Genomic DNA, 24,781 nt, shown 5'->3' with positions numbered 1-24,781 from the left:
CTGTGTGTACATAATATTAATTGGTGGAGGTACAGGTTCCGGAAAAACAACGGTTACGAGAAAAATAATGGAAAGGATAGGTAACGAAAAATGCGTTATGTTACCTATGGATAATTATTATAGAGATATGTCACATATACCATTAGAAGAAAGAAAAAAGTATAATTACGACCATCCCGATATGATTGAACACACACTTATAGTTAGACACGTGAAAGAGTTACTATCTGGGAAATCCATTAATTTACCAGATTATGACTTTGCACAGTACACAAGGACACAAAATTTCACAATAATTGAACCAAAGCCAATATTGCTTATAGAAGGTATATTCGCGCTTTACTACGAAGAACTTCGAGCACTCGCAGATTTGAAAATCTTTGTTGACACCGAAGGGGATGAACGTTTTATCAGAAGACTTCAAAGGGATATTTTTGAAAGAGGAAGAACAATAGAATCAGTTATACAACAATACCTTAGCACTGTTAAACCAATGCATGATGCTTACGTTGAACCCACAAAAAAACATGCCGATATAATAATTCCGAAAGGTGGATATAACGAAAAAGCAATAGATGTAGTTGTTGAATTTGTACAAAATTTAGTGTAAAATTAAATAAAGAGTTAGGCATAGCAAAGAAAATATAAAAAGATTAATTAGAATAAAAGATATGGAGGTATAGAATGAAGGTTCATATTTTTACTTATGGTTGCCAGATGAATGAAAATGATTCGGAAATCGTTAAACAACTTTTGAAGGATGAAGGTATTGAACTAACCGATGACGAAAATGATGCTGATGTTGTGATTTTAAATACGTGCGCCGTTAGAAAGAAATCAGAAGAAAAGGTTTACAGTCATATAGGCAAATTAAGAAAAAAAGGTAAAAAAATTGGAATAATGGGTTGCGTTGCTGAAAAAGAAAAAGAAAACCTCTTTAAAAGAGGTGTTTCTTTTGTTATAGGTACGCGTGCTCTTACAAAAGTTCCTGATGCAGTTTTGAATGCTAAAAATGGAAACAAACAAATTTATCTTGAAGATACGTTGGATGAAATCGAGTATCATAAAGTCGAAACACGTTCATCAAACCACCATGCTTGGGTAACAATTATACACGGTTGTGATAGATTCTGTACATATTGTATAGTTCCATACACACGTGGAAGAGAAAAATCTAGACCAATCGACGAGGTACTTAAAGAGGTAGAATCTCTTTCACAAAGAGGATACAAAGAGTTCACGTTCCTTGGTCAAAACGTAGATGCTTACGGAAAAGATTTAAGAGATGGCACATCTCTCGCAAAACTGCTTAAATTAGCCTCACAAATTGATAACGTCAAAAGACTTTGGTTTTTGACATCTTATCCAACGGACTTTTCACTTGAAATTCCAAAGGTGATGCTCGAAAGCGAAAAAGTCGCGCGTTCAATTCACCTTCCGGTACAACACGGAAGTGATAAAATTTTGAAAGCTATGAACAGAAGATACACACGGCAAGAATACATTGATTTGATTAACGAAATTCGAAAGATAGTACCAGATGCATCGATATCAAGCGATATAATTGTTGGTTTTCCTGGTGAAAATGATGAAGATTTTGAAGCTACTGTCGAACTTGTTAAGTTATTGAAATTTGAAAGATTAAATTTAGCAGTCTATTCTCCACGTGAAGGTACTGTCGCGTGGAAATATTTAAAAGATGATGTGCCTTATCAGGTTAAAGTCAGAAGGATGTCGTATCTTCTAAACCTTCAGAAAACTATAAATAAGGAACTAAATAAAAGCTACCTTGGGAAAGAAGTTGAAGTTATCGTGGAAGCACAAGCAAAAAATGGCTTGTTCTATGGAAGAGATATCAGAAATAAAATAATTTCGTTTGAAGCTAACCCGGAATCGATTGGTAAAAATGTGATTGTAAAAGTGAATAAAATATCCGCAGGACCTTTGTACGGTGAAATTAAAAAAATCTTAGACTAATTTTGGAAATTCTAATGAAATTTTAAGGTTTGTGTGGTATGCTTTTTAACGGAGGTGATAAATTATGAAACCCACGAAAAATATTATTATTACTACTTTCACGGTTCTTTTAGTTCTTCTATCAATTCATGTAATGGCTGCTGAGTATGTTGTAAAAGTAGACAACATGCAATTAGGTACTGTGAAAGTACAGGAGACAAAAAATGGCTGGATAAGTGTCAGTGAAATAGAGTATGGTGAAAAGTATGTTGTTGAGGCAAGAACATTGTGTGGTAAAAATGGAATGTTCCAAATATACGAAGCAACTTTCAAGACAAACAACGAAGTTGTCGCAAAAATACTTGGTACAAACAAAAACGGAAGAGTAGGTATAACACTTTATATGTATTATAATCCAAAGTCACCATCTGTTAAAACATTCAATTTTGATTCACCAAACTTTGTAATTTTAGACAATAACTTTATAATCCCTCATTTTGAGATGATGTTAAGAATGCCTCAACCGACAATGAATATTATCATTCCACAATCGTTGTTTGACCCATCAAAAACGGAAAAGGCAACGGGTATTGCTCAACTTAAGAGAATTTCGAAAGATAAATACAGCTTTTCATACGAAGGAACGGAAATAACTATAACGACAGACAACTTTGGAATTGTGAAAATGGAATACTCAAATGGAATAACAGTTGAAAGGGTGAAGAAATAACTGAAGACATCAGATTTCTTAAAAAAATATGGTGTGACACTAAAAAAATCACTTGGGCAAAATTTTCTTTCAAGCGAAATTTATGCAGAGAAGATAGTAGGACTTTCTAACGTAGAAAAAAACGATACGATACTTGAAATAGGTGCTGGAGCAGGAACTCTAACAGTTGCACTGGCTAAAACCGGTGCAACTGTTTTTGCTATTGAAATAGATAATCGAATGGAACCGATACTGAAAGAAAGACTTGAAAAATACGATAACGTAAAAATAATATTTGAAGACTTCTTAGAAATGGATATATCCTTTCTTCCAAATGGATATAAATGTATTTCGAATATTCCATATTATATAACGGCTCCTATATTAAAAAAGCTTTTATTTACAAATTTCAGTATGCTAACTATAATGATGCAAAAAGAAGTCGGTGAAAGACTACTTGAAAAGCCTGGTAGTTCTAACAGAGGTTTCTTAACAGTTGTACTACAAACTGTTGCCGATGTTGAGAAGTTATTGTTGGTTCCAAAAAGCGCATTCGTACCAAATCCCGATGTCGATAGCATTGTGCTGAAAATCACAAAGAAAAAAGAATTCCCATTTTCTAATTTATCTGAATTCGAAAGTTATTGGACCTTCGTTTCAAATTCGTTTTCACAGAAAAGAAAGACAATTTCAAATAACTTAAAATCTATGGGAATGGCAAAGGAAGAAATTGAGAACTTACTTAAAAACTTAAACATTAAAACAAATGCACGACCTGAAGAATTATCTACTGAAGAATTCTTAAGCTTATGGAGGATGGTTTATGGTAAGGAAAACTAAAACTTTTGTTTTTGACCTTGATGGTACGGTACTAACTCCAAAAAACGAATTTCCATTAGAAACAAAAGAACTGATAATGAATATTCTAAAAAAAGGCGACAATGTCGTTTTCGCAACTGGCAGAATGCACATTTCAGCCAAAAAATTACTTGATAGAGTTTTCGGAGAAGATGTTTTTCCAATAATATCCTACAACGGGGCCGTTGTTTATGTACCAGATAAAGGCTTCATATTTGAAAAAACTCTTGAATTATCAACTGCTCATAAGGTAATTGATTTCTTTAGAAGGAACAATATCCATGTCCAAACTTATGTAGAAGATATTCTTTATACGGAAAAAGATAACGAAGAAATAAAGTTATATTCTAAGCATGCTGAGGTACCATACACTGTTGTTGATGATTTAAAAGCAATTCATCAACCCCCAATAAAAATCCTTGGAATTGGCGATCAAGAACTTCTTGACCGTTTAATTCCAGACTTGAAAAACGTTGTTGGAAATTCCGCGACAGTTTTCAAAAGTTTTTCTATATTCCTTGATGTAGTTCCCGCTGATGCAAATAAAGGTATCGCTCTTCGTTTTCTTGCCGATTATCTTAAATTCGATTTAAGTGAGACTATAGTTTTCGGAGATAACGAAAATGATATCTTCATGTTTGAAGTTGCAGGGCGAAAAATTGCAGTATCAAACGCTGTGGAAAAACTGAAAGAGGTGGCTGATTTTGTCAGTAAATCCAATGAAGAAAACGGTGTGTACTTTGCTTTTACTCAGCTTTTTCCTGAGTACATCGTTTAGCGCAAATTTCTATAATTTTTATAGTAAAAAATTCATCTCAGACGAAAGATTAGAATATATACTAAAAGATGTAAGTTTACTTACATTAGGAAGTCTTGGTAATCTATCGTTGATAATCGACGTTGGAAAGTACGTAGGAGCTCATGTTAAAAACCAAGGATACGCATATTATATTATGGGTCCTATCGATTCACTCAGTATAGACGATGAAGATTACTTTTACCGTGTAAACAAATCTCCGTTTATAACAGCTGATGTTTATGAAAAATTCGCAACAGGTTTATCTATCGCAGGTGTAATACCTGTTTTCGACGGTAGAGGTAAGATAGATACGAATCTCGTCTCATCGCTGATAACTCGAAAGCTTACATACCCTGTAATTGTAGAAAGTTCTGGTAAAGCAAATTTACTAAGAAATTTAGGTTATACCGGGGTTTTTATATTAGAAACAAGTGATGGTTACGAATTTTTGAACGGAAGATACACACCGCTTTATTGGAGTATAAGTTTACCGAATGGTGAATCTATCAGAAGAAATGTACTTCTAAATTCCATAATATACATCAGTCAAGGAGATATTAAAATTAAAAAGCCGTTTTCAAATAATGGAATTGTTGTATTTTCAGATGAAGAGTTTGTAATTGAAGAAGCTAAAAAAATTTTGGGAAAAAAAGCGGGACCCGGTAGGATCCCGTGGTAAAATTGAAAGCATTTTTCAATCCAGTTATTGATTTAAAAATTATTTTTTTATATTTCTGCTCCCAGGCTTTACAGCTGGAATATTCACTTTGCAAAGTGGGCATTCTTCTGGTTTATAAGTTGGGAAGTCAAATTTTACAAGATACGTGTATTTTTTACCACTATCTTCGAATGGATTTTCCTTCCCCGATCTGTTTATTATACTTGCAAAGCCAACGACTTCTGCACTGTATTGATTAACAACTTCAACAACCTCAAATGTAGATTTTCCAGTTGTGACAACATCTTCGACAATCAAAACTTTGTCATCTGTTGTTAAATCAAATCCTCTTCTTAATTTCATTACTCCATCTTCACGCTCAGTAAACATAGACCTTACTCCAAGGAACTTTGCGACTTCGTATGCAACTATGACACCACCAAGAGCCGGACCAATTACAACTGTACACTCTATACCTTGCTCTTTTACTTTCTCAGCTATCAATCTCCCAATTTCTTGACCATATTCCGGATATTCAAACACCTTTGCACATTGTACATAATTCGTTGAGTGAAGTCCCGAAGAAAGTATAAAATGTCCTTCCAAAAGTGCTTGTGTTTTCTTTAAAATTTCGATTACTCTTTCCATATTTTCACCTTCTCTTTAATCTCCCTAATTTTTCCTTCAGGGTCATTCGACTTATAGACTTCCCTACCTATGACTGCAAAATCAGCTATACCAAGTATATCCCACAAACTCACAACATCTTTTTGGTCATCTTTACCTTGCTGCATCCTTATACCAGGTACAAGAATCTTTCCACCTATGAATTTTCTCATAACAACAGCCCAAGTACCAGGTAAGACAAATGATGAACCTAATCTCGAAAGTCCGATGATAATCAGTTTAAAATCTTCTAATTTTCCGGGCAGTGACGTAAGTTTAATAACCGAAAAGATATGTTTATCAGTTGATTCAAGCGCTGCGCGGACAGCCTCTATTCCGGCATTCGCATGTACGGTAAAGCCAACTATTCCAGGATGGTCCCAAGATTTTATCGATCTAGCGACAGTCGAGGGAATATCTGAAAATTTCAAATCTAATATAACCTTATAACCCATTTCGTACAATGTATCGATAACTTTTTTACCGTTCACTGCAAGGTTATGTCCAACTTTTACGTAATCAAAACTTCCATATTTTTTTATAAACTCAATAGGTTCTTCCATATCCAAACTTAGCACAGGTTCGGTCTTAACGTACAGCTTCGTCTCAAAATTTTCAAGCTTTTCCCCCATGGTGCCAGTATCATTTAAAATACTAAGCATAAGAACATCCTCCCTTTAGTAAATTTTTATAAGAGTTCATTCAAAACCTTTTCATTTTTGAACAAAGCGCTTCCAACACTTACAGCATCCGCACCCAATTTTAAAAATAATTCAACATCTTCGCGTTTATAAACACCGCCTGAAGCGATGATAAAAATATCACTCAATCTCTTTCGTACTTCATAAACTGCTCTTAAAGCTATAGGAAGAAGATTTGGACCGGAAAGCCCTCCTAAAATCATCTCACCTTCATCGTTAAACATAAGTCCTCTAATTGTGTTTATAACCGTCACTCCATCCCAACCAGTATCTTTTACAATTGCCGCGTTTTCCTCCACAAAACCTCCTTCGATACCCAATTTAGCTATGAGAAATACATCAGGTACTTCTGTTCTAATTTCTTTCAATAAATTTTTCCACTCACCTATATCTGACATTATCGAAAGCCCGCCACGTTTTACGTTTGGGCAAGAGAAGTTATATTCAACAGCTATAAATTTACTAGTATAAGGCTTTATTATCTTTGTAATCGATAAATATTCCTCGAAGAAATCACCACCTAAACTTAAAATCACAGGCACTTTATCAAATAACTCATCGTATTCTCCATTCTCAAGAGATTTGATAAAAGAATGCACACCGGGATTTTCTAAACCTATTCTATTTATCAAATAACCACCTTTTGCATACATGCGAGGTGGCCTATTCCCTTCTTTAGGTTTATAAGTTACAGTTTTCGATGTATAAGCTCCTAATTTATTCCATTCGATACCTTCGATTTTTAAGTACTCCCCAAATCCACCTGGTCCGGAAGCTATTATCAGTGGGCTCCTAAGATTTAATTTCCTTATAGACATACTTCATCACCCCGAAACACAGGTCCATCTGTGCAAACATGTTTTATTCCATATTTACTTTCCACCGCACAACTCTTGCAAGCACCAATTCCGCATCCCATATATTCATTAAGAGAAATGTAAACTATTTTCTTATACAAATTTTTAACCGCTATCTTTTCCATATTTTTTGAACCTGAAACAAAAATCCAATCAAAATCAGAATCGTTTAGTCTTTCTGTCAAACCCAAAAATTCACTATCTCCAACTATAAATTCCATATTTTTATCTCTAAACTTTTCAACGAATTTTTCAGAAAAAGGCGTTTTTGAAGTCACGTAAAGTGGCACATTAAATTTTTGAGAAATAAAATATCCTTCAGCAAAACACGAAGGAGCGACAACAACCACTCCATTGCTTTCTCTTGCTCTTTCTGGTTCTCCTGGCATAAATGGATTACCTAACGGCGCAAGGATATCTATCAATTCATTTGTTTCAACAATATACCTTGTTCCATCACCAACTATTTTTACAGAAATTGCCAAGTTACCTTCAAATTTTCCCAAAGTAAATGGTTTTCTTGTAAGTCCGTATGAATCAACATCAATCATACAAAATTGACCACAATCAAAATCGAAACTTCCACCTTCAAAAACTATCAAATAGGTATCAGCTGTGATTTGAAAAACTTCCTTCTTCGATAGTTTATAACTTTTAATCTTTTCACTTGATTTATTCGATAAATTCCCCATCCCAATACACCCACCTTCCGTTTCTTCTTACTCCAAGTACTTTTCCTTTAACTTTGTATCCATTAAACGCACAATTTTTACCTTTGCTATAAAAGTTATTTCCATCAACGATATATTCAGCTTTTGTATCTATAAGAACTGCATCGCTTGGAAAATTCATATTAAAGTCAGCATAACTTTTGCCTAAAATCTTCAAAGGTTTCACAGTCAAATTTTTCAAAACCAACTCTATATCTTCAAAAATCGTTAAATAAACTGAAAAGGCAACTTCTATATGCGAACTCCCATAAGGTGCGTCTTCGTATCTTACCGGCTTTTCTGGATGAGGAGCATGATCTGTCGCAAAAGTATCGATAATTCCACTTCTAACAGCCTTAATAAGTTCATCTCTATATTTGGATATTGGTGGATTTATCTTTTGATTTGGACTGGAAATCATATCAGGCGTGAAGAATACATGATGAGGTGTAACTTCACAAGTTATTTGGGCATATTTTTTAAGGTAAGTTATTGTTTCTATCGATTGGAGAGTTGAAACATGCTGGATATGAAACTTATTAAAACCAAATTCCGTACCCGTCATCACAGTTCTAAATATAGCTATTGATTCGTTTGAGTAGGTTCGCACACTATTTGGAAGGTTTGTACCAATGTAAAAATCACCTGGAATTTCATGTAATTGAGAGTGGTCAAAGAGCAAATACGGCTTTTTATCCTTAAATCCATTTTCCAAATCTTCTGAATGATAGCGTATACCGTCCGTTGAATATCCAGTAATCCTCCCGCCGAATTGGTTATTTACCTCATCTAAATTTTCGACATTTCCGAATAAACTAACTGTGTAATTATAATGGACAATTTTATCCTTTGATAATTTAATATGTGCATTCAAAATATCCAAAGAATCTATAACCGGTTTTGTATTTGGTTGCAAATTTACAATAAGGAATCCTCCCGCTACAGCCGCTTTCGTTAAAGAATCATAATCTTCTCCTCCATTAAGTCTAACATGTGTATGCAGATCAACAAACGGTGGTGAAAGCAAAAGTCCATTGGTAGTTGCCGGATTCTCGGGAAAATCAAGTTCGATATCTTTTAGTTCAAAATCTTCTATCTTACCTTTGTAAATGTTGTAAACTTTTAAGCTTTCCACTCTCTCACCCCTTTTCTCACTAAAATAAAAGCAGGACCTTCATAAAAGAAGGTCCTGCTTTAAAATATATAAAACTATTATTGGCTAACGACAAAGTGGAAAAACAATTCAAGGAAAGTAAGAAATCTTCCCTAAAAACATTCTTTCGCTGATTAGTTAAAATCCTATTATTTTGTATATTCTTCGCCTCGTTCAAGCGTACACTCAATCGGTCTTGGCCTCGCTGGACCAAATTAACCATATCATACCCACCCTTTTTTTATTTAAGAAACTCTCGTGTGGTATTGTATCAAATACTTTTTAAAATGTCAACAACAACTTATAGACAAAACTAAAAGTTGTAAAAATCTTTTATTTAAAATAATTTTTGAACATTTTTAAAAGACAACAAACTAAAAATTTGACACACGTTCATGAAAAATGTTATACTATAGGCACAATGGGGGTACTGGGGATAGGTGGGAGCTGTAAATTAAAAAGTTTAAGTTCGCTTGTTTTTGTGTGCACGCCACTGGCGTGCACACGTTTGTTTTATTATTGTTTTATTTATTAAATCAGAGAAAGGTACTTGGTCCCATCATCTGGAAAAACGGTTACAACTCTCTCAAATTTGTACTTTTCTTTTATATAAATTGCTCCCAAAAGATTGGCAGCCGAAGACACACCAACAAATAACCCCTCTTTCCAAAGTATTTTCATCATATTTAAAGCTTCCTCATCATCGACTAGTATTATTTCATCTATCAACTGCCTATCTAATATCTTAGGTACAAACCCAGGAGTTATACCTTGAATTCTATGTTTTCCAGATGTACCTTTAGTTAATACCGGGGACTGCAATGGCTCTAAAGCACAGATTTTGACATTCTCTTTTAGCAACCTTTTTAAAACCCTTCCAACACCGGTTATTGTACCACCTGTTCCAACTCCTACAACGAATGCATCAACTAAAAAGTTCATCTCCTCCAAAATTTCTGGTCCTGTCGTCATCTCATGCGCAAGCGAATTAGCTGGATTTTCAAACTGATTAGGCATAAAAGCCTTTTTTTCTGAGACAATTTCTTGTGCTTTTTCAACCGCTTTGGTCATATTTTCGACAAGAACTAAATCCGCACCTAAAGCTTTTAATATATTCCTTCTCTCAACGGAAACACTCTCTGGCATTGTGAGAATAACTTTGAGTCCCAACCGTGCTCCTAACCAAGCAAGAGCGATACCCGTGTTACCACTAGTTGGTTCCACAATAATCGTGTTTTCAGTTATCTTTCCAGATATAACAGCTTCACGAATCATAAAATAAACTGGTCTATCCTTGATACTCCCCATAGGGTTGTTTCTTTCAAACTTTGCGTATATTCCATACTTATCAAGATATATCAAGGGTGTCTTGCCAATCTTTATACTTGAAATCTTACTTAAGTAACTCAACAAAAATCACCTCGGCATTAAAAATTTCAATAACTTTTAAAATGTATTTGTCAATTCAATACTATCTATTTCTTTTCGACAAACTGAATCATCCTCTAAACTAGATTTTGCTTTATTTGAACTGACAATTCTCGCAGGAATACCAGCTACTGTAGAGTTATCCGGTACATCATACAGTACAACTGAATTTGCTCCAACTTTTACGTTATTGCCAACATATATAGGTCCTAAAACTTTACACCCAGCCCCTAATATCACATTTTCACCGATAGTTGGATGTCTTTTACCAGTTGTTATATATTTCGCACCTAAAGTTACACCGTGGTATATAACAGTTCCTCTTCCAATTTCGGCAGTCGAACCAATTACAATTCCTGTCCCATGGTCAATTACAACACCGGGAGATATCTTCGCAGCAGGATGGATGTCCACTGAATAAATAACACGATTTAAATGATAAAAAAGATAACCAAAAAATTTAAACCCTGAGTCATAAAATGCTTTGGAAATCCTGTAAAGTCTTAAAGATTTGTACCCTGCGTGAAACCAATATTGATACCAAACTTCGAAGGAAGGATCAAATTTTTTCAAAGCCTCTTTGTCTTCTCTAAGCGTATTTCTAAGACTTGAAAATTCACTGAAAAGTTTTATAATCTTTTTGCCAAAAGTCTCTTTTTCATTTGAAATAGTCACCTGAAACATGCGCACCCCATTTAAAATCACTCCTTATATATGATTTAGAGATTATATTAGAACACTTGAACCATAACTTTTTATTTGTACTTAGTTTTACCTAATTTTATCACTTCTTCAAAATTTGTCAAGAAATTTTTTAATCACTTGCACAAACTCCAAAAGTTGTGATATAATAAAATTAGATTTTGTCTACAATAAAATTTAGATGTTGGAATTAAAATAAACCAGTGCAAACAGTGCAAACTAAAAGGAGGCATAAAAAGTGAACGTTACTGAATTGTTAAAGGAAAAGGGTGTTAAACCAACAGTACACAGAGTGGAGATTCTCGAGTACCTTATGAACACTTACTCGCACCCAACAGCTGATGAAATATACTATCATTTCAAGAAAGAACAAAAACTCGCTGTCATATCAAGGGCAACTATATATAACACTTTAAAAGCTCTTGCGGATGCTGGGTTGGTCTCTATCATAATCACACCAGATGCAATAAGATACGATTTTGTAAGAAAAAACCATCATCATTTTTATTGCACCAATTGTAAAACAGTTTATGATGTTGAATTAGAAGTTGAATTACCAGAAATTAATTCAATAGACAATCATGAAGTTCATCATGTCCAATTAACGTTAGTTGGAATATGTGAAAAATGTAAAACAAATCAAGAAGTTTAAACCATTAAACCAAATAATAATTCTAAACGAACGCTTTTTAAAACTTTGTAAAAGGGTTAAAAAGTATTTCAAAATTGTAAAATCATCACTGGAAAGGGGAGGTGTAGTTATGAGGGAGATGACAAAGAAGTTTTTAGAAGACGCATTTGCGGGTGAATCTATGGCTCACATGAAGTATCTTATATTCGCTGACGAAGCTGAGAAAAAAGGACTCAAAAAATTAGCGAACGCTTTTAAAGCAATAGCTTACGCTGAGTTTGTGCATGCAAGAAACCATTTTAAAGCTCTTAAGAAGCTTGGTGACACACCTGATAACATTAAATCGTGTATAGCTGGTGAAACATTTGAAATTGAAGAGATGTACCCAGTTTATAACGAAACAGCTAAACTCCAAGAGGAAAAAGAAGCGCAGATAAGCACACACTATGCACTTGAGGCCGAAAAAATCCATGCTGAGATGTACAAAAAGGCACTGAACCTTGTAAATGAGGGTAAAGATTACGATGCTGAAAAAATTTACATTTGTCCAGTTTGCGGTTATACAGCAGAAGACGTAGCACCAGAAAAATGTCCAGTTTGCGGTGCTCCAAAATCTGCTTTTGTTGAATTTTAAATCTTAAATTTTTACCAAACTTTAATACAAGGAGGGAATAAAAAATGCTAGGGGAATACGTAAAAAGCGGCGATTTTAAAGGAGAAAAGCATGTTCCAGTTATAGAAGCACCTGATTCGGTCAAGAAAAATGAATGGTTTGAAGTTGAAGTCAGCGTTGGAAAAGAAATTCCACATCCAAACCTTGTAGAGCACCATATTGCATGGATTGAACTTTACGCAATGCCAGAAGGTGCTCCGTATATTCTTAGAATAGGAAGATATGAATTTTCACCAACACTAGAAGAACCTGTTATAAAGGCAAAGATTAAACTTGAAAAGAATTCAAAACTCATCGCGTTGTCTTACTGTAATATCCATGGCCTTTGGGAAGGTTCAAAGGATGTAAAAGTCGAAGAGTAATTTGAATATGCATTAATAGAAAAAAACGGCAGCCACTTTTTGGCTGCCGTTTTTAATTTTGACAAAATTAATTATTTAAACAAACTTACCAAAGCAACAATAATTGGTTCTATAAAAAGCGCAGGTAAAAAGTTACCAACCTTTGTATCTTTGATTTCTAATATCCTTAAACCTATACCAATAACCAACAAACCACCTATTGCAATTAAATCGTTTAAATAAAGTGGTTGAGTTAAAAATGAAAGTTTACTTGCAAAAAGCGTAATCGTACCCTGAACAACCAATACACTTACAGCTGAAACCATAACACCTAATCCGTAAGTTGAAGCCAAAACTATCGAAGAAACAAAATCTAACAATGATTTTGTATAAATTATCGTACCATCACCTTTCAAACCAGCTGTTATTGACCCAACGATAGTCATTGGACCAACTAAAAACAAAAGAGAAGCTGTAACAAAACCTGTTGAGAAATCCCCCTCTCTCATCGCGTCACCAATTTTACTTAAAAATCCTTCAATATTAAGCGCTTCACCAATTACTCCACCTAAAACCATAGAAAACAAAACGATAAGAAAATTATTGACATCCAAAATCATCTTTATACCTATTCCGATTGTTGATAAACCTACCGCAATAAACAAAATTTTCCTATAACTTTCAGAAATACCTTTTTTAAACAATATTCCCAAAAAACTCCCGACTATAACCGCTATAAAATTGACAAAAGCTGGAAGAAATTCTCTCAAATTGTCTCCTCCCAACATTCAAGACTTTAAAATTTTAAATTGGCTCCAAACGTCACAAACGCTTCCGGTTTTTGTGGAATATTTCTTCCACCACCTTCTATAAAAAACTCCATCCCATTTAAATTCTGAATGACTGTTGACCACCCAGCAACAAGACCAAAATTGAGATATCCCTTATAATCAACAAAAACCATGGGGCTTAAGTACAAACCATTTGTTGTTTTTGATGAAAATCTAATGCCACCTTTTATGTAATTAACTCCTATGTTTAAAAATAAATTGTTATAGCTATCCGTGTATGTCCTTAATTCAATACCAACAAAGTTATCAGCACTAAATGAAACATACAAATAACTCTTACTTGATGATGAAAAAACAAGAGAACTTAAAAGTAAAATAAACAAGGTGAGAACAAGTGCAATTTTTCTGAACATAAAATCCACCTCCAAATAACATTCAAATTATTGAATTAACAAATTGTAAGAGCCCATAATAAAGTTCATCATGAACTCTTCTATCTGTTGCCTTTGGTAATATACACTCTTTTTTTGGCTCTATAACATTTGACAAAATTTCAGCTGCTCTTATCAACATTTCTTTAGTAATCTTTACCTGTTTTTCAACAGCCACTTTCATTATACCAGGAAAAGCAAGTAAATTGTTAACCTGGTTTGGAAAGTCTGATCTACCTGTCGCAACTATGAATGCACCGTCTTCATACGCTTCATCTGGAAAAATCTCTGGTACAGGGTTCGCTAGAGCAAAAATTATCGGTTTTTTGCTCATCTTTCTTATATCGGAACCTTTCAATATACCACCTTTTGATACGCCTATAAAGACATCCGCATCGATGATAGCATCTTTTAAATTACCTGAATTATTGAGATTACCGGTTAATTCACTTACCTCCAAATGATACTTATGCAAAGCTGTTTTTCTGTTTATTATACCATTTATATCGCAAGGTACAATATGTTTAGCCCCTATTTCAATTAGCAATTTAACGATATTGTAACCAGCGGCGCCTATTCCATTGACAACAATCTTGACCTCATCAATTTTCTTTTCAGCTAATTTTAAAGCATTCAATAACCCAGCTATAACAACTACAGCGGTACCTTGTTGATCATCATGAAATACGGGGATATTCATTTCATTATTCAATCTTTCAAGTACTTCAAAACACCTTGGCGCAGATATATCTTCTAGATTTATTCCACCAAACGAAGGTTCAAGCACTTTAACTATGTTAATTATTTGCTCAACATCTTGTGTATCTATACAAATTGGGAACGCGTCTAAATCGCCAAATTGTTTAAATAATACTGCTTTTCCCTCCATTACTGGCAAAGCTCCGTATGGACCAATATTCCCTAAACCAAGCACCGCACTTCCATCGCTTAATACAGCTATAGTATGCTTCCTTCTGGTGTGTACAAAAGTTTTTTCTGGGTTCTCCGCACATAACTTTGCAACGTCTGCAACTCCGGGAGTGTATAATAATTTTAGATTTTCCTCTGTAACTTCAATTGTAGGTATTATCCTGTATTTTCCATTTAAAACTTCGTGAAGTTGGATTGCATCCATATCGAATAAAACCTCCTCTGTGTATTTTCTAAAATAATTTTTTATTTTCTTTTTATTGAAATAATATATTTTCTCCGCAAAGTATGATATAATATTTTTAAAAAGTGAAACTGAATTTTAACATTAGAATAAGAAAACAAAGAGGTGATTGTTTTTGAACAATTACATTGTTTTTTCCATTTATTTCTCGGTAATTATATCCATTGTTAACTTTATTTATTCTTTAAATAAAAAGATTAGTAATTCATGCAAAGCAATACCAATATTGAATTTATCATTGGTTCTTTTCTCTATTTTGGAACTGTTAAAATTAGAAAATAATTCATCAATTTTTGGAATATTCCAGAACGGAATATTGGCTTTCTTACCAGTCTTATTCACGACTTTCATTTTGAAGTTCCATTCAGAAATTATTCCTAGAAAGATCGTTTTGTCTTACTCTATACCTATTATATACATTATTCTAACATTTACAAAAGTATTCAAAAATATACCATATAATTATTATCTTTTTGCCTCTCTTTTGATTATATATATAACATTTTTCCCAACAAAAAAATCCATGGATTATATTAGAATAAGATATCTTAACAGCAATATTATAACAATTTTCTTCGCAAGTATCTTTTTCTACGTGTTTATATTCATATTTTATAAAAATCATCCAGTTCTTTCTATTAGCCTCTCATTTGTAATGATTGTTATTCAATCAATAATTATAAATCGTAAGTTAACGGATCACCCAATTGATAATTTGATTAAAAGTATTGAACAAGCAAATACAATTTTTGTCTTATTAGATGAAGACGACAACGTATTGTACATTAACGAAGCTGGGTTAAAATTCATAGGATTAAGTAGAGACGAAATAATCGGTAAAAAAAACGAAGAAATTATTAAAATAACAAAAACAAGCAATCATTTAATAGAAAAAAATGGAAAAACTTATCGTTTTTCATTGCAAGAGACAAATGCAGGTAAGGTACTTATAATAAACGATATAACAAGTGGTAATAAATCTTTCTCTTCAATTGATATATTGAGCAATCTATTTGATTCACTTTTCGACAATGTACCAGATGGGGTAGTGATAATAAAAGAAGATGGCACGATACTAAAGTGTAACAGACAATTTTTAGAAATGTTTGGATACTCCAAAGACGAAGTTATAGGAGAAACTATTGACAATCTAATTGTTCCAGAAGATTTAAGTAATGAACCAAAGTTACTAAGAGATCTTGTGAAAAATCAAAAAACACTTAGGGTGGAAACTATAAGAAAAAGAAAAGATGGAAAAAAGCTAGAAGTAAGGTTAACTGTCGCAAAAATAAAAAATAACAACATTAAAAATAATGATAAAACCGAAGATTTGATTTACGCTTTTTACACGGATATAACTTCAGAAAAGGAAGCATTGAATATTGTACGAAACACTCTACAAAAAGATATCTTAACAGGTTTGTACACAAGGTCATATTTCCTAAGAAGACTTATGAGTTTAAATGAATTTTCGTTATCAGATGATTATCATGGAATAATACTTATAGATATAGATAACTTCAGTCATATTAACATATTGAAAAGTCATGCATTTGGTGATGAAATACTGAGACAAGTAGCATTAAGGATTAAAAATTCTCTAAGAGAAGGTGACATAATTTCACGGCCTTATGCTGACGAATTTTGGATAATCATTGAAAAAGCAGGAAAGAATTACCAACAAGCAAGAGAAGTTATAAACAACATAGTTTCAAAAATATTCAATGAAATTTCTAAACCATACTATATCGACGGAGAAGTAATAGAACTCAAATTTTCATCTGGATTGCACGTATTTTCTATTATTGATAATGCCGATGAGGTTATGAGAAAAGCAAATCTTGCATTAAAACGTGCTAAATCTTCCAAAGATAAAATTATATTCTACAATATCCTAATAGACAATGAACTTCAAGAAAAATCAACAAAAGAACGCGATTTAAGAGAGGCTTTCCACAATCGTGAACTGAAAATTTTTCTACAACCAATTTGTAAATACGATAAAACCATCGTAGGAGCTGAAGCACTCCTTAGATGGGTTAAAAAAGATGGAAGTGTACTACCACCTATAGAATTTATCCAACTGCTTGAAGAAAACGGCATGATAGTTTCTGTTGGCGAAGAAATATTAAGACAGGTCTGCGAAGTTCTCTCGGAAAACAACGAACTTAAGTTTATAGATATAAATGTTAGCCCAGTACAGTTAAGAGATGAAAAAATGGCTGAAAGATTCTTTAATATAGTAAGTTCATATGAAATTGATCCATCAAAAATTGTCATTGAGATAACAGAAAATATACTCATAGATATGAACGATATCGTAAAAAACAATATAGAGAAACTTCTAAAATATGGATTCGAATTATGTATCGATGACTTTGGTACAGGTTACTCTTCTTTGGCATATTTAGCACTTCTACCACTTAAAAAGATAAAGATAGATAGATCTTTCGTTTTTAGACTACCAAATGATAGAAAATCTATTAAGCTTCTGGAAGCTATATATAATATAGCTAAGGCTTTCCAACTCGAAGCCATACCAGAGGGAGTCGAAAACGAAAAACAACTTGAGATACTTTCAATGATTGGATACAAATTATTCCAAGGATTTTTCTTTGGCAAACCAATTCCAACCTATGAATTTTTGAAAAGATTAACAAAAGAGTAACACGAAATCCTACCTATTAGAAAACACCTCTAGGTGTTTATAGAGTATAATTTAGTAAGAAAGTTGATTACGTTTTGCTCAATAGTCCAATAAATCACCTAAGAGGTGTTTTCATGCTTCTTTCAAATTTTCCCAACTATTCTTATAAAATCAATAACCAAATCAGCGTTTATTTTTCACACAAAGAATTAAATGGAGAGGTTTTACCTCCCAATTTCCTTTTTGAAGTTTCGGTAGTTATAGATGTTCTTAGAGCAACATCAACAATCGTTACAGCTCTAAACAACGGTGCAAAGGAAATAATACCGTTTGAAGAAATTAAAGAAGCATTGGAATTCAAAAATAAAATTAATGAGAAAAATTTACTCTTGTGTGGTGAACGTGGTGGAATAAAACCGGAAGGCTTTGAGCTTGGAAATTCACCACTTGAATTTACCTCCGAAATTGTCAAAGATAAATCATTAATACTTACAACAACAAATGGCACACGTGCATTTTTAAAAGCTTTCAAAATTTCAAATAAAGTTTATATAGCTTCGTTTTTAAACGTTTCTTCAACTGTAGAAATTCTTTCAAAGTATAACAACATAGCAATTGTTTGCGCGGGAAACAATGGGAGTGTATCGTACGAAGACACACAACTTGCTGGATTTATAATAGAAAAACTTTTATCCAAAAAGGATTATTCTTTATCAGATTCTGCAAAAATTGCTTATAATCTCTGGAAATCGTTGAAAAAACCAGATTTCACAGGTGAACATGCAAAAAAATTAATAGAGCTAGGATTTCAAAAAGATGTTGATTATTGCCAAAATATAGATAAAATAAGTATAGTTTGTGAGGGAATTAGACAACCACAGAATTTATTGAAAGTAAAAATAATAAAAACAAAAATATAGAAAACATAAAGAGGTGACTATATGCTAGAACTCGAGAATATATCGTACAAGACTCAAGAAAAAACGATACTAAAAGACATATCGCTAAAATTCATCCCAGGTCACAGATACGCTTTGATAGGTACAAACGGTGCAGGTAAGAGTACGATTGGTTATTTAATAATGGGACTTGATGGCTATAAGCCTACGACTGGAAGAATTCTTCTTGATGGGAAAGATATAACAAACTCATCAGTAACTGAACGCGCGAAGCTTGGAATCACACTTATGTGGCAAGAACCAGCCAGATTCGATGGAATGACTATAGAAACCTATCTTACATTAGGTGGAAAATTGCCTGCACAAAAATCAGAAATCATTGAAGCTTTGGAATTTGTTGGATTAAACCCGAACATATACTTAAAAAGATTCGTCGATAAGACGTTAAGTGGTGGGGAAAGAAAACGCGTTGAGCTAGCATCTATTTTACTTATTAAGCCAAAGTACGTTATATTAGATGAACCGGATTCTGGTATCGATTTAATGAGCTTAAACATAATAAATGATATAGTTAATTACATAGCACAATACGGTGGGACACCTATAATAATAACCCACCGCGAGGAAATGGCTTACAATACTGACTATGGGTATCTTATATGTTCTGGAAAAATCCTCATGCACGGACCAATAAATAATGTTATAACCGCATTTAGAAACAGTTGTGAAGCATGTAATCATCCAAATATTCCTATTCCAGGGGAGTTGAAATAAAATGGATGTAAAAAAAGAATTTGAAACGATAGTAAAAACGGCTGAAAAGCTTGGAACAGACGCCTCAAAATTCATGGATAAAAGAATTGCCTCGATAATAATAAGTGGTGATAGAGTAATCGGTTTAAACAATGTACCAGGTGTTAAACTCATCCATAAACAGATAGAACACGGCGTACAAGTTGATATGGAAATAGAAGAAAATACCGAAGTGCCTTTCCCAATACATGTATGTACTGGATATATCGAAAAGAAAGGCTATCAAAAAGTTCTATTTAACATAATTGTTAGAAAGAACGCCAAGGTAAAATTCACAGCACACTGTGTTTTTCCACAGGCAGAAGATTTTACACACGAGGCTGTTTCAAACGTAGTCGTTGAAGAAGGCGCAATAATGGAGTACAACGACGAACATTACCACAGCGATCTTGGGACCATCACCCTTAAAACCACAACAAATGCAAAAGTTGAAAAAGGTGGAGTATATAAAAATAGTTTCCACCTTACAAAAACACGTGTCGGAAAATTAAACGTCCTTATGAACCTTGAACTTAAAGAAAACGCTGTTGGAGAACTTGTGTCAAAAGTAAGAGCTTCTAGTAATGATGAAGTTAATATAAACGAAATTGTTTACCTCAACGGTGAGCATTCAAGAGGACTTGCAAAAACCGTCGTTGTTGGTTTAGATGAGGCGAAAGTAAACGTCCTAAATGAAGCTTATGGGAATGCGCCGTATTCAAAAGCTCATATATCTTGTGAGGAAATAACGAAAGGAGAAAAAGTAACTGTTTCAACAACACCTGTTTTAAAAATCACAAACGACCTAGCTGAATTAACACACGAGGCATCTATAGGAAGAGTTAGTCAAAAACAACTTGAAACGCTTATGGCAAAAGGGCTCACTGAAGAAGAGGCAACTGAACTGATAATTAAAGGATTACTTATGTAATTGATGCAATCTCAAATGATTCGAGGTTGATAACTTGATCGCAACGATTATAACAATTCACTTATTTTTCGCAACTGTTTATCTTGTTATCAAAGAACCAGAAGTTGTTTTGAAAAATAAAAAAATAGTCTTAGATTACGCCCGAGTTTCACTTGGTGTTCTTGGGCTTTTGATTGCTTCTGGCATAGCTTCATTAACAACAATAAAATCAGCTATAATGCCACAAATGAATATCGTTCCGTGGCAAATATTGATAATCTTCTTTGGTTCTGCTTACATCTGTGGTTCTCTTGATGCATCTGGGATTTTGAAAATCATCGCTTACAAATTTGCAAGTTTTTCAAATAACGGGAAAAAACTCTTTTTTAACTTATTATTTTTAGCTGGAATAATGACTGTATTTACATCTAACGATATTGTCACACTTACACTCACACCGATAGTAATCTACATAAGTCAGTACGCTGATATCGATCCATTGCCGTATCTAATTACCATCTTCTTTACTTCAAATACATGGAGCATGTTTTTTTACATAGGAAACCCAACGAATGTTATTGTCGCACAGGCATATTCTTTAACTTTTTTCAACTACGCTAAGTTAATGTTCTTCCCAACTTTGGTCGCAATTTTAACGTCCGTAGCAGGATTTTACTTTAAATACAGAGAAAAATTACCTGGCACAATAAATGTTAACCTTGATTTTGATGAGAAAGCTGTTATAAAAGATAAAAGATATACATTCCTTTCGTCTGGTCTATTTGTTATCTTTTTTTTCACAATAGCAATAGGCGACTTAATAAACCTTCAGCTTTGGAAATCGATAACTATATTTACAGCTATATACGTTCTTCTAAATCTTGCTTTTTCAGATGTACTATCAGAAAAAGATGAATTTCTAATTGAAATAGGTAAATTTGATTATAATATCACTTTTTTTGTTGATACAATAAAAAGAGTACCGTGGAAAATGCTTCCGATGGTTGTAACATTTTTCGTATTTGTTCATATATTCACACTATTTGGCATAACAAAATTTGTCGGTCAACTTTTCAATTTTAAAAATCAATTAATTGGCACAATCTTTACATCGTATGTAACTGCATTTGCTGCAAATGTTATGATTAACCAACCAATGACGATATTCTTTGCCCAGGCGTTGTGGAAGAAACCTTTGAACTATGCAATGAGCTTAATTTTAGGGTCAAATATAGGTGGAAATATAACACTAATAGGCGCACTTGCTGGAATTATGTGGTCAAGAATACTAAAATTCTATGGCGTAGAGATGAACAATAAAAAATTTATGAAAGAAACATTCTCAGTATCTATGCTAACTTTACTCACAACAAGCTTGGCTATATACATTGTAACTATAATAATTAAATTATGAAATATGATAAATAAGCTAATAACGATTGGAGTGATACAATGTTTGATTTCACTAAGCATGGAGACATATCTGTGATAAAATTAAATGGAGATTTAAATATCAGCAACTCGATGGATTTCAAAGATTGGATAATAAGTGAGTTTCTCGATAAAAAAATAGTAAAAATATTACTTGATATGTCAAATATCAAAAGCTTAGATAGCTTTGCCCTTGGTGTTTTGATTGGAATTTACAAAAGAGTTATCCTCGCAGGTGGAAGACTTTGCATTTTATCACCAAATGAAAATATAAAAAGATTGTTTGAAATAACAGGAATGGATAAGTTACTAAAGATTTATAATACAATTAGTGAAGCTTTGTCAGAAATGAGATAATATTATACTATATTATAAAAGCATTGAGAAAGGAGGATACTATGTTTAACTTATTTGTCTTAACTCTTGAATACTTACTCTCAGGAATTGCAGTACTTCTTGCTTTGCGATTTATGAAAAAAGAAGGGGCTTACGTAGTCTTATCTACATTGATTATAGCTTCAAATCTTGGAGTTGCAAAACTTTTCAATTTGTTTGGTCTTGAAGTAACTGCAGCAAATATGAGCATGGGTATGGCATTCGTTATATATTCTATACTTACAGAAGTTTATGGACAATCTGAAGGAAGAAAAGCGGTATGGGTTGGATTCTTTGCTCAATTTCTCTTTATAATGCTCGGGTTAGTTTACACAATTTACACCCCATCGAAAAACGACTTTGCTCAAAGCTATTTATCGCAAGTTTTTGCAGTAACGCCAAGAATAGCCATCGCAAGTTGGACTGCGTTTATTTCTTCTGGTTACATCGCTGTTTGGATACACGACTCTTTGAGAAAGAGAACAAAACTTTGGATGAGAAATAATGCAGCCACTAAGATAGGACAAATCGCAGACAATCTTATATTTGTAACAATTGCTTTTTTGGGACTCGTTGATTTAAAAACCTACTTCCAAATATTTATAACAACCACAATCGTCGAATTTTTCCTCGATTACGTAGACACCTGGATCGTATACTTAGGTGTTAAATTCTTAAAAGATGAAAAGAAAGATTCGGAAAATTACCAAAAAATGGGAATTGTGTCTAACTAAATATTAAATATTGAATCAAATACAGAAAAAACATTAAGCAGAGTCGATTTCTTCGACTCTGTTTTTTTATTTAAATTTGGTATAATACTAAAGACTTCAAGGTAACGACAATAAATAAAAATGGGGGCTGATATCTCTTGATAGTTTACAAATTTTTGTGCACTATATCACTTGTTTTTGTACTCTTTGGTCTTGTAATAAGTAATGTCGACATATTCGAAGAACTTAAGATAATTATAATTTCTCCGGACTATCTAATAACGGATTATTTTGAGATAGCTGGTATTGGTGGAGCGTTTTTAAACAGTGGACTTCTTATGTTCGCTTTTATTTGTATCCTTAAGTTACTAAAAATAAATCCCTCAGGAGTTTCAATTGCAGCTATTATGACAATTGGTGGTTTTGCGTTGTTTGGAAAAAATATTTTTAACGTTTGGCCAATAGTTATCGGCGTTTTTCTATATACAATTATGACAAACGAGAATATTAGAACTTACTTGTACGTCGCACTTTTTGGAACAGCATTAGCGCCAATTACAACTCATCTGGTTCTTAAAAACTGTCTTAATTTAAACTGGATTGGATTATTATTTGCTATTTTGATAGGGTTCCTCCTACCACCCCTTGCGAGTTTTGCTTTGACACTACACAGAGGATATAATTTATACAACGTAGGTTTTACAGCAGGTTTTCTTGGCATGTTTCTTGGTTCGATATTGAAAGCTTACGAGCTTCATCCTGAACCACGTTATTACTGGCACACAGAAAATCAATTACTATTATCAATTTTCGTTTACTCTTTATTTTATTTAATACTTCTTTATGGTTTAAAACTAAATAATTGGAGCTTTTCGGGATACAAAAATGTTTTTAAATACTCTGGAAAGCTATTAACTGATTTCGTATTGTTAGAAAATGAAGCGATAACATTTATAAACGTTGGAATTCTTGGCTTATTAGGAACTTCCTATGTACTTCTAATCGGAGCGCCCATAAATGGACCAACCATCGGTGGAATAATGACATTAGCTGGTTTTGGAGCATTAGGAAAACATCCTAAGAACATATTCCCTGTAATATTAGGGACAATCATAGGTGCTTTAACTAATTCTCAGGCAATAAATAGCGCCGGAATGGTCTTAGCAGTTTTGTTTGGTACAACCTTGGCTCCTATAGCTGGTGAATTTGGAATTATTTGGGGAATTATCGCGGGTTTTTTGCACAGCGCCCTTGTTATGAATCTGGGCTTTTTGCACCTTGGCATGAACCTTTACAATAACGGTTTTTCCGGAGGATTTGTTGCTATGTTCTTGTTAGCTATAATAGATGCTTGGAAAAAATTAAAAGAAGCTATTGGTGAAAAGTTGAGAAGATTTGTAAAAATGGGGAGTGATTAAAATGGATATTGAAAAGATGATTGTAATAACATTAAGTGATATAGTGTACTATTTTCTAAAAAAAGGTGGACATATAGTATCATCTGAAATTATTTCTCTTGAAAATGACTTCCATTTGCTGATTGAAGTTAATATCGATGTTAACGAAGATATCAAAAAAGACATCGCATTGATGAAGAAAATAAAAGACCATCCAGAGTTAAAATATTACAGCGCCCTCGGAGAAAACATCGGTAATCTCCAAGGTATTTATTTAATTGCTCCTTACTTAAGTAAAATAGACACAGAAATCACTGATGGAGAACTAAAAATAGAGCTCTTTGTCAAAAAAGTGAAATAATGAGAAAGTGAAAGAGGT

At 33.3% G+C, this 24,781-nt stretch carries 28 protein-coding genes; 18 read left to right on the top strand and 10 right to left on the bottom strand.

Annotation, left to right across the window (positions count from 1 at the left end):
• The first annotated feature begins 4 nt into the window (after positions 1-4).
• The 6 genes from udk to AS161_RS05615 all read left to right on the top strand — a co-directional run bounded on the left by udk (position 5) and on the right by AS161_RS05615 (position 5,001).
• Complete coding sequence (gene udk, locus AS161_RS05640; protein WP_011993638.1) at positions 5-610, top strand: uridine kinase; 606 nt, start codon at positions 5-7, stop codon at positions 608-610.
• Positions 611-684: 74 nt separating this feature from the next.
• A complete protein-coding gene (gene miaB, locus AS161_RS05635; RefSeq protein ID WP_011993639.1) occupies positions 685-1,977 on the top strand; it encodes a tRNA (N6-isopentenyl adenosine(37)-C2)-methylthiotransferase MiaB in 1,293 nt (430 codons plus the stop codon).
• A gap of 64 nt (positions 1,978-2,041) precedes the next feature.
• Complete coding sequence (locus tag AS161_RS05630) at positions 2,042-2,686, top strand: hypothetical protein (protein WP_164542086.1); 645 nt, start codon at positions 2,042-2,044, stop codon at positions 2,684-2,686.
• A gap of 33 nt (positions 2,687-2,719) precedes the next feature.
• The gene (rsmA, locus tag AS161_RS05625; RefSeq protein ID WP_011993641.1) at positions 2,720-3,505 is read left to right on the top strand and encodes a 16S rRNA (adenine(1518)-N(6)/adenine(1519)-N(6))-dimethyltransferase RsmA; all 786 of its coding nucleotides are present in this window, start codon (positions 2,720-2,722) and stop codon (positions 3,503-3,505) included.
• Entirely contained in the window at positions 3,489-4,301 is an 813-nt protein-coding gene (locus AS161_RS05620; protein ID WP_011993642.1) for a Cof-type HAD-IIB family hydrolase, read from the top strand. Before rsmA ends, AS161_RS05620 begins: the two co-directional genes overlap by 17 nt.
• The gene (locus tag AS161_RS05615) at positions 4,228-5,001 is read left to right on the top strand and encodes a hypothetical protein (protein WP_148202029.1); all 774 of its coding nucleotides are present in this window, start codon (positions 4,228-4,230) and stop codon (positions 4,999-5,001) included. Before AS161_RS05620 ends, AS161_RS05615 begins: the two co-directional genes overlap by 74 nt.
• 39 nt (positions 5,002-5,040) lie before the next feature.
• Here the strand turns inward: AS161_RS05615 and pyrE are convergent, their stop codons facing one another.
• The 7 genes from pyrE to epsC form a co-directional block, all read right to left on the bottom strand.
• Complete coding sequence (gene pyrE, locus AS161_RS05610) at positions 5,041-5,628, bottom strand: orotate phosphoribosyltransferase (protein WP_011993644.1); 588 nt, start codon at positions 5,626-5,628, stop codon at positions 5,041-5,043.
• Positions 5,616-6,278 carry an orotidine-5'-phosphate decarboxylase gene (pyrF, locus tag AS161_RS05605; RefSeq protein ID WP_049751081.1) on the bottom strand — a complete coding sequence of 221 codons (663 nt, stop codon included), beginning with the start codon at positions 6,276-6,278 and terminating at the stop codon, positions 5,616-5,618. The genes pyrE and pyrF overlap by 13 nt, the downstream gene beginning before the upstream one ends.
• A gap of 56 nt (positions 6,279-6,334) precedes the next feature.
• Positions 6,335-7,165 carry a HisA/HisF-related TIM barrel protein gene (locus tag AS161_RS05600; RefSeq protein ID WP_011993646.1) on the bottom strand — a complete coding sequence of 277 codons (831 nt, stop codon included), beginning with the start codon at positions 7,163-7,165 and terminating at the stop codon, positions 6,335-6,337.
• On the bottom strand, positions 7,156-7,896 hold the full coding sequence (locus AS161_RS05595) for an oxidoreductase (RefSeq protein WP_011993647.1): 741 nt from the start codon (positions 7,894-7,896) through the stop codon (positions 7,156-7,158). The genes AS161_RS05600 and AS161_RS05595 overlap by 10 nt, the downstream gene beginning before the upstream one ends.
• A complete protein-coding gene (locus AS161_RS05590; protein WP_164542085.1) occupies positions 7,877-9,049 on the bottom strand; it encodes a dihydroorotase in 1,173 nt (390 codons plus the stop codon). The genes AS161_RS05595 and AS161_RS05590 overlap by 20 nt, the downstream gene beginning before the upstream one ends.
• 549 nt (positions 9,050-9,598) lie before the next feature.
• Entirely contained in the window at positions 9,599-10,480 is an 882-nt protein-coding gene (locus tag AS161_RS05585) for a cysteine synthase family protein (protein WP_206518782.1), read from the bottom strand.
• A 33-nt stretch (positions 10,481-10,513) separates the two neighbouring features.
• A complete protein-coding gene (gene epsC, locus AS161_RS05580) occupies positions 10,514-11,179 on the bottom strand; it encodes a serine O-acetyltransferase EpsC (RefSeq protein ID WP_164542181.1) in 666 nt (221 codons plus the stop codon).
• Between the two features lie 256 nt (positions 11,180-11,435).
• On the opposite strand from epsC, the gene AS161_RS05575 reads away from it, so the two are divergent.
• The 3 genes from AS161_RS05575 to AS161_RS05565 all read left to right on the top strand — a co-directional run bounded on the left by AS161_RS05575 (position 11,436) and on the right by AS161_RS05565 (position 12,863).
• Positions 11,436-11,849 (top strand): transcriptional repressor, encoded by a 414-nt coding sequence (locus AS161_RS05575; RefSeq protein WP_164542084.1) that lies wholly within the window; start codon positions 11,436-11,438, stop codon positions 11,847-11,849.
• A gap of 109 nt (positions 11,850-11,958) precedes the next feature.
• Entirely contained in the window at positions 11,959-12,462 is a 504-nt protein-coding gene (locus AS161_RS05570; protein ID WP_164542083.1) for a rubrerythrin family protein, read from the top strand.
• Between the two features lie 44 nt (positions 12,463-12,506).
• The gene (locus AS161_RS05565) at positions 12,507-12,863 is read left to right on the top strand and encodes a class II SORL domain-containing protein (protein ID WP_164542082.1); all 357 of its coding nucleotides are present in this window, start codon (positions 12,507-12,509) and stop codon (positions 12,861-12,863) included.
• 71 nt (positions 12,864-12,934) lie between these two features.
• Here AS161_RS05565 and AS161_RS05560 read toward each other — a convergent pair whose 3' ends face one another.
• The 3 genes from AS161_RS05560 to AS161_RS05550 are packed head-to-tail and all read right to left on the bottom strand — an operon-like array spanning position 12,935 to position 15,199.
• Positions 12,935-13,612 carry a DUF554 domain-containing protein gene (locus tag AS161_RS05560; protein WP_041256816.1) on the bottom strand — a complete coding sequence of 226 codons (678 nt, stop codon included), beginning with the start codon at positions 13,610-13,612 and terminating at the stop codon, positions 12,935-12,937.
• Between the two features lie 26 nt (positions 13,613-13,638).
• Positions 13,639-14,046 carry a hypothetical protein gene (locus AS161_RS05555; RefSeq protein ID WP_164542081.1) on the bottom strand — a complete coding sequence of 136 codons (408 nt, stop codon included), beginning with the start codon at positions 14,044-14,046 and terminating at the stop codon, positions 13,639-13,641.
• Between the two features lie 22 nt (positions 14,047-14,068).
• Positions 14,069-15,199, bottom strand: a complete 1,131-nt coding sequence (locus AS161_RS05550) for an NADP-dependent malic enzyme (RefSeq protein WP_164542080.1) — start codon at positions 15,197-15,199, stop codon at positions 14,069-14,071.
• A gap of 154 nt (positions 15,200-15,353) precedes the next feature.
• On the opposite strand from AS161_RS05550, the gene AS161_RS05545 reads away from it, so the two are divergent.
• The 9 genes from AS161_RS05545 (at position 15,354) to AS161_RS05505 (ending at position 24,763) form a co-directional block, all read left to right on the top strand.
• A complete protein-coding gene (locus AS161_RS05545) occupies positions 15,354-17,906 on the top strand; it encodes an EAL domain-containing protein (RefSeq protein WP_164542079.1) in 2,553 nt (850 codons plus the stop codon).
• Positions 17,907-18,019: 113 nt separating this feature from the next.
• Positions 18,020-18,805 carry a 2-phosphosulfolactate phosphatase gene (locus AS161_RS05540; protein ID WP_164542078.1) on the top strand — a complete coding sequence of 262 codons (786 nt, stop codon included), beginning with the start codon at positions 18,020-18,022 and terminating at the stop codon, positions 18,803-18,805.
• A gap of 21 nt (positions 18,806-18,826) precedes the next feature.
• Positions 18,827-19,558 carry an ABC transporter ATP-binding protein gene (locus tag AS161_RS05535; RefSeq protein ID WP_011993659.1) on the top strand — a complete coding sequence of 244 codons (732 nt, stop codon included), beginning with the start codon at positions 18,827-18,829 and terminating at the stop codon, positions 19,556-19,558.
• Between the two features lies 1 nt (position 19,559).
• Complete coding sequence (locus tag AS161_RS05530) at positions 19,560-20,507, top strand: SufD family Fe-S cluster assembly protein (RefSeq protein ID WP_011993660.1); 948 nt, start codon at positions 19,560-19,562, stop codon at positions 20,505-20,507.
• 34 nt (positions 20,508-20,541) lie between these two features.
• Complete coding sequence (locus AS161_RS05525) at positions 20,542-21,900, top strand: SLC13 family permease (RefSeq protein ID WP_011993661.1); 1,359 nt, start codon at positions 20,542-20,544, stop codon at positions 21,898-21,900.
• A 38-nt stretch (positions 21,901-21,938) separates the two neighbouring features.
• Positions 21,939-22,274 (top strand): STAS domain-containing protein, encoded by a 336-nt coding sequence (locus tag AS161_RS05520; RefSeq protein WP_164542077.1) that lies wholly within the window; start codon positions 21,939-21,941, stop codon positions 22,272-22,274.
• 41 nt (positions 22,275-22,315) lie between these two features.
• Complete coding sequence (locus AS161_RS05515; protein ID WP_011993662.1) at positions 22,316-23,026, top strand: queuosine precursor transporter; 711 nt, start codon at positions 22,316-22,318, stop codon at positions 23,024-23,026.
• A gap of 137 nt (positions 23,027-23,163) precedes the next feature.
• Positions 23,164-24,423: a DUF1576 domain-containing protein gene (locus tag AS161_RS05510; RefSeq protein ID WP_164542076.1), complete on the top strand. Its 1,260-nt coding sequence runs from the start codon at positions 23,164-23,166 to the stop codon at positions 24,421-24,423.
• Position 24,424: 1 nt separating this feature from the next.
• Positions 24,425-24,763, top strand: coding sequence for a hypothetical protein (locus AS161_RS05505; protein ID WP_164542075.1), 339 nt, complete (start codon positions 24,425-24,427; stop codon positions 24,761-24,763).
• The last annotated feature ends 18 nt before the right edge of the window (positions 24,764-24,781 follow it).

This window comes from Fervidobacterium sp. 2310opik-2 (genome assembly GCF_011057735.1).
Lineage (GTDB): Bacteria > Thermotogota > Thermotogae > Thermotogales > Fervidobacteriaceae > Fervidobacterium > Fervidobacterium nodosum.
The sequence above is the reverse complement of the archived record's forward strand: the minus strand, read 5'-3'. Positions and strand labels throughout refer to the sequence as shown.